Origin of the sequence: Allobosea sp. ASV33 (genome assembly GCF_016428755.1) — a bacterium.
Taxonomy (GTDB): Bacteria; Pseudomonadota; Alphaproteobacteria; order Rhizobiales; family Beijerinckiaceae; genus Allobosea.
The window spans coordinates 42,246-51,944 of sequence record NZ_JAELTI010000029.1; the positions used below are offsets into that span (position 1 = coordinate 42,246).

A 9,699-nucleotide genomic window follows, 5' to 3' on the forward strand; every position below is an offset into this window, starting at 1 on the left:
GTCTGCCGCCGTCTCGCGCGCCTGACCGGGTCCCCCGGCTCGCCTGCGGTCCGGCCACGACGGCCCGATCGCAAGGAACAGAGCCATGAATGATACCGTCGACACCACGGACCTCCTTGCCGTGACGCTGGCCCAGACGCTGGCGCAGGAGCACGTCGCCGACATCGTCGAGACGTTGAACGACCAGGATGACGCGACCATCGCGCATGTCCTGGCCGAGTTGCCGTTCGAACGTGCCGTCGAGGTGCTCGACCAGCCCGAGTTGACAGCCGCCGCCGAGGCGATGGCGCTGCTGCCGGACCAGCGCGCCGGCGCGCTGCTCTCCGCCATGTCGGCGGACCGGGCGGCCGACGTCTTCCAGGAATTCGACGAGGAGACCAGAGCGCGCCTGAGCGGTCGCATCGACCGCCAGACCCGCTCCGACCTCAAGAAGCTGCTGGCCTATCCCGAGCACAGTGCGGGCTCGATCATGACGACCGAGTTCGTCAGCGTGCCCTCGAACTGGACGGTGCAGCAGACGCTCGACCATATCCGCCGCGTCGAGCGCTCGCGCGAGACGGTCTACGCGATCTACGTGCTCGATTCCGTGACGCGCAAGCTGGTGCGCGCGGTCTCGCTGCGCCGCCTGATCGCTGGCGATCCCGAGGCCCCGGTCGAGTCGGTCGTGCCCGCGCACAAGCCGATCACGGTCACGCCCGAGGTCGATCGCGAGGACGTCGCCCGGCTGATCACGAAATACGACCTTCTCTCGGTCCCGGTCATCGATGCCGATGAGCATGTCATCGGCATCGTCACCTTCGACGACGTCATCGACGCGATGATCGCCGAGACGACCGAGGACGTTCAGAAGCTCGGCGGCATGGAGGCTCTCGACGAGCCCTATAACGAGATCGGCTTCGTCGCGATGATCCGCAAGCGCGCCGGCTGGCTCTCCATCCTGTTGCTCGGCGAGATGCTGACCGCCTCCGCCATGCAATATTTCCAGACAGAGCTGGAGAAGGCGATCGTGCTGACGCTCTTCATCCCGCTGATCATGAGCTCCGGCGGCAATTCCGGCTCGCAGGCGACCTCGCTGATCATCCGGGCGCTGGCGCTGCGCGAGATCACGCTGAAGGACTGGTGGCGGGTCGTCCTGCGCGAATTGCCTTCGGGACTCGTGCTCGGCTCGATTCTCGGCGCTATCGGCATCGTTCGGATCGCGGTCTGGCAATGGCTCGGCCTTTACGACTACGGGCCGCACTGGATGCTGATCGCGGCGACGGTCGGCGGCGCGCTGATCGGGATCGTCACCTTCGGCTCGCTGATGGGCTCGATGCTGCCGTTCCTGCTGAAGCGGGCGGGGTTCGACCCGGCCAGCGCCTCGGCGCCGCTCGTGGCGACCCTGGTCGACGTCACCGGCCTCGTCATCTATTTCGGCGTGGCGGCGCTGATCCTCAGCGGCACGCTGCTCTGACAAATGAAAACGCCCGGGGCCGAGGCCCCGGGCGCCTCTAGATCGGAAACCCTGTTCGATCAGCTCGCCAGCACGCGCTGCGGCGGGAAGGTGATCTCGACCAGCGTGCCCTCTTTCTTGACGCTGGTGATCGCCATGGCGGCGCGGTTCGCTTCGACCAGCGCCTTGGTCAGCGGCAGGCCGAGCCCCGTGCCGCCGGCGCGGCGCGTCGTCGGCACCTGGCGGAAGGGTTCGAGCGCCAGGCGGAGCTCGTCGTCGTCCATGCCGATGCCGGTATCGCGCACCCTGAGGATCGCCTCGCCCTGGTCGCCGAGTGCGGTCGAGATGATGACCTGTCCGCCGGCATCGGTGAACTTCACCGCGTTCGAGAGCAGGTTGATCGCGATCTGGCGGATCGAGCGCTCGTCGGCGACGACCGGCGGCAGCTTCGGCGACAGGCCCGAGCGCAGCACGACGCGGCCGCGCTGCGCCTCCGGCTGGAGCAGGGACACCGTCGACAGCGCGATCTCGTTCAGGTTGACGCTGACGAAGTCGAGGTCGAGCTTGCCGGCCTCGATCTTGGCGAGGTCGAGCAGGTCGTTGACCAGGCTGATGACGTAACCGCCGGACTGGTGGATGTCGCGCAGGTATTCCTTGTAGCGCTCGTTGGCGATCGGCCCGAAGCGCTCCTCGGCCATCACCTCGGCGAAGCCGATGATGGCGTTGAGCGGCGTGCGGATCTCGTGGCTGATCTTGGCGAGCACGTCGGATTTCTGGGCGCTCGCCGTCTCCGCCGCCTTGCGTGCCTCGACCAGTTCGCCCTCGGTCTTCTTCCAGGCGGTGAGGTCGCGCAGCACGGCGCAGAAGCGCGGCTCGCTACCATGGGCGATCTGGCCCATCGTCATGAACAGCGCGATCTTGCCGCCCTGGCGCACGCGGCCCTGCACCTCGCGCCCGTCATTGAGCACCGAGGCGACGCCGCCGCCCTTCAGCCCTTCGAGATAGTCCAGCGCCGGCGCATGGCTCTCGCTGGCGAAGAGCAGGGTGAACAGCTCGCCGGTGACCTCGCGCTGGTCATAGCCGAACAGTGCCTCGGCCGCCTTGTTCAGCGACAGGATGCGTCCGCGGTCGTCGACGGTGACGACGCCGTCGGTCGCGGTGTCGAGCATCGCGGTGAGCTCGCCGATCCGGGCATCGCGCGCATCGGCATCGAGCCTGAGCGCTTCGACGCGGGCCGCCGATTCGGCTTCCTCTGCCGCGAATTCGGCCGCAAGCTCGGCTTCCTCCGCCTCTTCCGGCGTCAGCACAGGCACCTCGCTGCCATCGCCATTGGGATGGCGGAAAGCCATCAGCGTCGCCGGCTCCTCCTGCCAGCTCACGCTCGACAGCACGGCATCGACGCTGACGAGATGGCCGAGCCGGTCGATCAGCGTCATCGTGCCGCCATCGGTGCGGGCGGCCTCCTTGATCAGGCGGCTGACCTTGCCGCCGGCCTTGAGGTCGGCGAGATCGGCATAGTCCAGGAGCTCCAGCAGCGTGCGGTTGGCATAGAGCGCCTCGTCGCCGCGATTGACCAGAACGGCGATCGGCAGCCGGTCGAGCACATCGGCATGGGAGTTGCGCTGGCGGGCCGGAGCGGCGGCTTCGACCTCCGCCGCGACCTTCGCCGCCGGAGCCTCTTCCTTCTCCTTGACCTGCAATGGCGCGACCGGCGGCAGGCGCGGCGCGCTCGGCTCGTCGTCGCCGGCGAGCCTGGCGCCCAGCGCCTTGGCGATCTCGCGGAAGGCGTTGCGCTCGGCCGAGCTCAGATGCGATTTCGACGGCTCGAGCACAGGCCGGATCGCGGTCAGATGCCCGTTGCGCAGCGGCACGATCTTGCCGGGTAGCGGCTCGATCTCGGCGTCGGGTTGGGCAGGCACTTCGGGCGTGGCCTCTGCCGAAGCCTCTTCCTCCGGCTGGTCGAGATCGGTCGAGGCGGCGGCTTCTACGGCCTCCTCCTCGTCTTCCTCGAGCAGATCCCGCGAATCGTCCGTCTCGAGCGCGCTCAGGGACGTGGCATCCTGGTCGACCATGTCGGAGATGGCCGGATCTTCGGTGGACGGTGCGGTGACCGCCGTTTCGCCCATGGCGGAAAGATCGGCCGCTTGGTGCGCGTTGTCTTCCTGTGCGGCCGGGGCCGTAATCGCGACCTGCTCCGCTTCCGACTCCGGCGTGGCCGTCTCCGCCGGGGCGACCTCGGCCACGGGGAACGGGCAGCGCTCGTTGAGCCGGGCGATGCCGAAGCCGCGGAACCCGGCGATCTGGCGCGCTGCGTCGAGCACCGGCACGCCGGAGAGCTCGACTGGCGCCGCCTCGCCGGGCGAATCGGTGCGCCAGAGCACGCTATGGCCGCTCCAGGTCGCAGCCTTGGCGAATCGTTCGATCAGCCCGCCCTCGCTGTCGGCGAAGGCCGAGCCGAGCAGGTCCTGCCAGCGCTGGCCGACCAGCCCGGCCGCGGCCGCTTTCCCGGTCAGGATGGCGATGTTGTCGGAGAGCTTGGTCAGCCTGCCCTCATGATCGCTCTGCCAGAGAAAGCGGACCATGGCCGGCTTGGCCGGCGAGGGCGCTTCGTCCTGAGCGGCAGGTGCCGCCGGAGCGACGGCCGATGCAGGCTCCGCAGGCGCGGCCTTCGGAACGGTGATGCCGAGGCGGCGCAGCTCGGAAGCCTGCACCGCGATAGCCAGGGCGGAACGGCCGTCGGCCAGCGAAACCAGCTTGCTGCCGCAGGTGACGGGCACGGCCGCGAAGCTCGCGGTCAGGCGCAGGCGTTCCAGGCGGATACCGTTGGCCGAGGCCAGGCCACCGGCGAGGAGGTTCAGGCGTTGCCGCGTCGGTGCCGGCAAGCTCGTCTGCCCGCCGAGCAGCGCCTGCGCTGCAGCGTTGACGAGATGCGGCTTCTCGGCGGCCGGATCCCACAGCAGCAGGGCGCCGCCGGCAGCAAAGGATGCAAGGGCGGCGTCTTCAGCCGCCGCCACGCTCCACTCCGCCCAGTCCTCTCCGGCCTCGCTCATGCCTGCCCGCTCGTTCGATCCGCGCCCGTTATGCCTAACAAAGCCTTAATAGACCCCAAACGGCAGCAAATCCATGGAACCTAAGATCGCTCTCCCGCTTCTCATCGAAACAGCGTTAACATGGCGGCTGACGCCGATTGTCACGTTGTTGTCATTGCAGCGCAACAATGATATTGCAGTGCACAATGATCTAGGGATGGATCACCACACGACAGGAGGATTCGATGAACGGCAAGCTGCCTTATGAAGTGCCCACCGAAATGCGCGAGTTCGCCGAGCGCAGCGTAGAGCAGGCCCGCAAGGCGTTCGACGGCTTCATGGGCGCCGCCCACAAGGCTGTGGACAATGCGCATGGCTCGGCCGAGAGCGCCCGCGCCAACACCCAGGAAGCGACCCGCAAGGCCATTTCCTATGCCGAGAACAACGTCGCGGCCGCGTTCGATTTCGCCCAGAAGCTGGTGAAGTCGAAGGACCTGACCGAGGTCATGCAGCACCAGTCCGAGTTCCTGAAGTCGCAGGTCGCCGCGCTCCAGAGCCAGATCAAGGACCTCGGCACCGCCGCGCAGGACGTCGCGACCAAGGCCGCCGAGACCGTCAGCAAGGCCACCAAGGGCCGCTGAGGCGCCACTGATTCGGTGTCGTATGGCGCCGTTCATCGCTCACGTGGCCGGACCGTACGGTCCGGCCTTCGCTGTTTGCCGCTGAAGGAGAGCTGTCATGGTCAAGCCTGCTCCGACCCGGACCAAGTCCAAAGTTCCGGTCAGCCTGTCCCCGGTGAAGGCGCTGACGCCCGCGTCCGCCGCATCCGCCGCGCCGCCCGCCGCCGCGGAACCCGAGAAGCCGAAGGCCCCCGCCGCATCCGCCGCTCCGGCCCAGCCCGCTCCCGCGAAGCCCGCACCGGTCGCGCCTGCGAAGGTTGCCGCCCCCGCTCCGTCACCTGCGCCCGTCGCAGCCGCCAAGCCGGCTCCCGTCGGCAAGCCCGCCGTTGCAAGTGCGCCGGCGAAGCCCGCGCCGATCAAGATCCGGATCGAGAAGCCCGTGTCGAAGGTCGCGGGGCCGAAGGTTGCGGCGAAGGCCGCCAAGCCTGCGGCTTCCGTGTCCAAGCCTGCCGTCGCTGAAACTAAGCCGGCGCCGGCCAAGCCTGCTGCGATCGAGCCGACGGTTGCAAAGCCCGCGCCCAGCAAGCCCGAAGCCGTTCAAGCCGCGCCGGTTGCCCCGATCGCGAAGCCCGCGCCGGCTGCCAAGGCGCCGCCTCCGCAGCCCGTTCCCCTCGATTCGCTCCCTCTGCCGCGCCCGCCCGAGGCTGCAGCCGTCGTGACCGCGACGGCGATGAGCCAGGCGCTCACCATGGCGCGCGCCTTCGGTGCCCTCCAGGCCCGCATGCTCGATCACGCCTGTGCCGAGCTGGAGGCGACGCTGGGCGACGCGCAGACGCTGGCGCGCAGCAACAGCGCCTCCGAGGCAATTGCCTTGCAGGCCAAGGCGGTGCGCCGCAGCTACGAATCCTATGCCGAGCACCTCAAGGAGCTGGCGCGCACCGCCAACGCGGCGCTCCGCAAGGACTGATCGAACGCCGGATTCGGCGCATGCGCAGGCCGCGCCGAAATTCCGATGCCGGAGTTCAATTACGCGGTTGCAAAAGCGGAGAGTCGGCACTAGGGTCCGCGCCGCTGACGACCCCGCCACGGCGGCCGGTCGCTAAGCCTGTGTTTGGGCAGCCATAGCTCAGTTGGTTAGAGCGCTAGATTGTGGATCTAGAGGTCCCCCGTTCAAGCCGGGGTGGCTGTACCATTCTTCTTCCGGACATGGTCGGAACCTTCCGCCTCAGGGTTCGCCGGCTTAACGCCCGCTCCCCTTGAAGCGGCCTTCGCGCTTCGCCATATCTTGCTCAAGCGGAAGGGTTCGCCTTTCGCCCGCGGGATGCTGCCCGGCGGCGGGTCCCGATGTCCATGAGGCGCCTTTCGAGGGCCTGGATCGATGACGCGTACGCCTAGCCTGTCCCATCCGTTCCTGCTCGGCTTCGACGATATCGAGCGTGCGCTCGACCGCGTCGCCAAGGGCGCGAGCGAAGGTTACCCGCCCTACAATATCGAGCGGATGCCCCGGACGGAGGACGAGCCCGATCGCCTGCGCATCACCCTGGCCGTCGCGGGCTTCGCCCGGGAGCAGCTGGAGATCACGCTGGAAGAGAACCAGCTCACGATCCGGGGGCGCCAGAGCGACGACAAGAATCGCCAGTTCCTGCACCGCGGCATCGCCGCCCGTCAGTTCCAGCGCAGCTTCCTGCTGGCCGAAGGTATGCAGGTTCTCGGCGCCGATCTGTCGAACGGCCTGCTCGCGATTGATCTGGTCAGGCCGGAACCGGAACGGCTCGTCCGGCGTATCGATATCATGAGCCGGGAGTAGAGGGCGGAGACCCGTCCAGCTTTTGAAGGGTGCGTCAGCGGTTTTCGCATCTGTTCATAATTGAAGGCGCAGTATCAGAACCGCATTCGCACTGCTCTGAAGGAGGGCGCGATGAAACAGGACAGAATCCTTATTCAGGCCAACCCGCTGACCCCTGCGGAATTCGCCGCGCTCGGCGCCGGCGAAGTGGCCTACGTCAAGTCGATGACCTCGGACGAGCTGATGCGGATTTTCCCGCAGGCGCCGAAGATCGAGTCCGGCTTGCAGCTCTTCACCCTGCTCTCGGCCGACGGCGCGCCGATCCTCGTCACGGATTCGCGCGAAGCCGCCACGGCCAATGCCTGGGAGCACGACCTGAAGATGGTCAGCGTCCACTGACGCCGACCGGGCTCCAGGTCAGGGCGCAGTCGCCATCCCGGCGACCGCCGCCTGCAACCTCACGATATCGTCCGGCGTGGACAGGCGGTGATCGCCGTCCTTGATCAAGGTCAGGACGACGGGATCGCCGCTGAGATGCTCGACGAGCTTAAGCGCTTGGCGCCAGGGCACGTCGGGGTCGCGCATGCCCTGCAGGATATGCACCGGGCAGCCGGCCTTGATCTCGCCGCCGAAGAGCAGGTGCCGGCGCCCGTCCTCGATCAGGGCGCGGGTGATCGGCGTCGGCTCCGGCGAATACTCGGAAGGCCGCAGCCAGACCCCCTCGTCGAGAATCATGCGGCGGATCGAATCGGGCATCTGCGCCCACATCAATTCCTCGGAGAAATCGACGGCGGGTGCGATAAGCACGAGCCCGGCCGGCTGGAGCGGGGTGCCGAACAGTTTGCGTGCCGCGAGCAGAGCGATCCAGCCGCCCATCGAGGATCCCACCAGGATCGGCCGCTGGCGGCAAAGGCTTTCGATCGCGGCGAGCGCGTCGCCGAGCCAGTCGGAGAGGGTGAAGCTGCCGAAGTCGCCATCGCTCTCGCCATGGCCGCCATAGTCGAAGCGTAGGCAGGCCCGGCCGTTGGCGCGTGCCCACTCGGCCAGCGCCTCCGCCTTGGTCGCGCGCATGTCCGAGCGGAAGCCGCCGAGCCACACCACCGGCGCGCCGGTTCCCTCCTGCAGGAGATAGGCGAGGCGGCGCTTCGAGGGGCCGTTTCCGACCTCGAGCCATTGCGGCGGCTGGCGCTCCAAGGCAAATCTCCTGTGACGAATCAGGGCGCCGCGGCGATTAAGGGCTGCGACGTCTATCCGATAGGGGCATATTCGCCCTCGTTCACGAAAGTCCAGATCACCAGATCAAGAGAGCATGTCCTTCAAGCCGGGTGCCCATCTTTCGCTGCCGTCGACCGAAACGCATCCGCTGGCGGGGCGGACGATCCTGCAGATCATTCCCGAGCTGGAAGCCGGCGGGGCCGAGCGCACCGCGGTCGATATCGCCAAGGGTCTGACCGATGCCGGCGCACGCGCGCTGGTCGCGACCGAAGGCGGGCGCCTCGTCGCCGAGTTGCAGGCCAAGGGCGGGGTCTGGCTGCCGTTCCCCGCGGCCTCCAAAAACCCGCTCGCGATGCTCATCAACATCCGCAAGCTCGCGCGGCTGTGCCAGCAGGAGAGGGTGGAACTAATCCATGCCCGTTCGCGTGCCCCAGCCTGGGTCGCGCTCGGCGCGGCGCGGCTGCTGAAGCTGCCTTTCGTCACGACCTATCACGGCTCCTATAACAGCCGCTCGGCGGTGAAGACGCTCTATAATTCGGTGATGGCGCGCGGCGATGTCGTCATCGCCAATTCCCACTACACGGCCGGCCTGATCCAGGCGAAGCATCCTGTCGCAGGGGATCGGGTCAGGGTCGTCAATCGCGGCACCAATTTCTCGGCTTTCGCGCCGGCCGCGGTCGGTGCCGATCGCGTGCAGGCGCTGCGCAAGGCCTGGGGCGTCGAGCCTCACCAGCGCATCGTCCTGCTGCCCGGCCGCCTGACCAACTGGAAGGGTCAGCGCGTGCTGATCGAGGCCGCGCGCATCATGCGCGACGGCGGCGATACCGACACTGCCTTCATCCTCGCCGGCGACGCGCAGGGGCGGGACGGTTACGTCAAGGAACTCGACGCTCTGATCGCCAAGGCCGGGCTCGAAGGCCGGGTGAAGCGCGTCGGCCATTGCACCGACATGCCGGCGGCGATGCTTTCGGCCGCCGTCGTCGCGGTGCCCTCGACCGATCCCGAAGCCTTCGGCCGCGTCGCGGTCGAGGCGCAGGCGATGGGCACGCCCGTCGTGGTTTCGGATCTGGGTGCGGTGCCGGAGACGGTTCTCGCGCCGCCGCAGGTCGCGCCGGCGGAGCGTACCGGCTGGCGCGTGCCTCCGGGCGACGCTCCGGCTCTCGCTGCGGGATTGAACGAGGCGCTCGCCCTGCGTCCCTCCGCCCGCGATGCGCTGGCGCGGCGGGCGCGAGTGCATGTCGAGCGGCATTTCTCGCTCGAAGCGATGGTCGCGGAAACCCTCGACGTCTATTGCGCGTTGCTGGGGCGCTGATCTGCGCGCAGGCGAATGCCTGCCGTGGCGGTGTCATGCATTGACATCGCCCATCTTTGTGCAATGTGTCTGCAACAACGGCGCGACGCGCGCCAAGTACAGGAGAATACCCCCATTCGTCGTCCCTATCGCGCTGCCCCGACCCCGACCAAGGAAGGTCCCCGCTCGAACCGCGACATCCGCGGAGTTCGCGAAGTCCAGCTCATCGACGATACCGGCGCCAACCGTGGCGTGGTCTCGTTCTTCGATGCGCTGAAGCTCGCCGAGGATGCCGGCCTCGACCTTGTCGAGATCGCCCCGAACTC

Annotated in this window: 8 protein-coding genes, 1 tRNA gene and 1 pseudogene; 8 read left to right on the top strand and 2 right to left on the bottom strand. The window is 67.9% G+C overall.

From position 1 onward, the window contains the following. Positions 1 to 85 precede the first annotated feature (85 nt). A complete protein-coding gene (gene mgtE / locus JHD80_RS11305) occupies positions 86 to 1,453 on the top strand; it encodes a magnesium transporter (RefSeq protein ID WP_199087079.1) in 1,368 nt (455 codons plus the stop codon). Between the two features lie 59 nt (positions 1,454 to 1,512). Here the strand turns inward: mgtE and JHD80_RS11310 are convergent, their stop codons facing one another. After that, positions 1,513 to 4,482: a sensor histidine kinase gene (locus JHD80_RS11310; RefSeq protein WP_199087081.1), complete on the bottom strand. Its 2,970-nt coding sequence runs from the start codon at positions 4,480 to 4,482 to the stop codon at positions 1,513 to 1,515. 224 nt (positions 4,483 to 4,706) lie between these two features. Here JHD80_RS11310 and JHD80_RS11315 point away from each other — a divergent pair, with 224 nt between their 5' ends. The 5 genes from JHD80_RS11315 (at position 4,707) to JHD80_RS11335 (ending at position 7,266) form a co-directional block, all read left to right on the top strand. Next, a complete protein-coding gene (locus JHD80_RS11315; RefSeq protein WP_199087083.1) occupies positions 4,707 to 5,102 on the top strand; it encodes a phasin in 396 nt (131 codons plus the stop codon). A 97-nt stretch (positions 5,103 to 5,199) separates the two neighbouring features. Continuing rightward, the gene (locus JHD80_RS29115; RefSeq protein ID WP_199087085.1) at positions 5,200 to 6,048 is read left to right on the top strand and encodes a phasin family protein; all 849 of its coding nucleotides are present in this window, start codon (positions 5,200 to 5,202) and stop codon (positions 6,046 to 6,048) included. 148 nt (positions 6,049 to 6,196) lie between these two features. After that, a tRNA-His gene (locus JHD80_RS11325) sits at positions 6,197 to 6,273 on the top strand. 186 nt (positions 6,274 to 6,459) lie between these two features. After that, entirely contained in the window at positions 6,460 to 6,888 is a 429-nt protein-coding gene (locus JHD80_RS11330) for an Hsp20 family protein (protein WP_199087087.1), read from the top strand. Positions 6,889 to 6,999: 111 nt separating this feature from the next. Beyond that, positions 7,000 to 7,266 (top strand): BQ00720 family protein, encoded by a 267-nt coding sequence (locus JHD80_RS11335; protein ID WP_199087089.1) that lies wholly within the window; start codon positions 7,000 to 7,002, stop codon positions 7,264 to 7,266. 18 nt (positions 7,267 to 7,284) lie between these two features. On the opposite strand, the gene JHD80_RS11340 is transcribed toward JHD80_RS11335, so the two are convergent. Further along, on the bottom strand, positions 7,285 to 8,061 hold the full coding sequence (locus JHD80_RS11340; protein ID WP_248311498.1) for an alpha/beta hydrolase: 777 nt from the start codon (positions 8,059 to 8,061) through the stop codon (positions 7,285 to 7,287). Positions 8,062 to 8,176: 115 nt separating this feature from the next. Between JHD80_RS11340 and JHD80_RS11345 the strand changes: the two genes are divergently transcribed. Together JHD80_RS11345 and JHD80_RS11350 are read left to right on the top strand one after the other, a co-directional pair. Next, on the top strand, positions 8,177 to 9,394 hold the full coding sequence (locus tag JHD80_RS11345; RefSeq protein WP_199087091.1) for a glycosyltransferase family 4 protein: 1,218 nt from the start codon (positions 8,177 to 8,179) through the stop codon (positions 9,392 to 9,394). A gap of 63 nt (positions 9,395 to 9,457) precedes the next feature. Beyond that, positions 9,458 to 9,699: pseudogene (locus JHD80_RS11350) on the top strand (hypothetical protein); the annotation flags it as partial.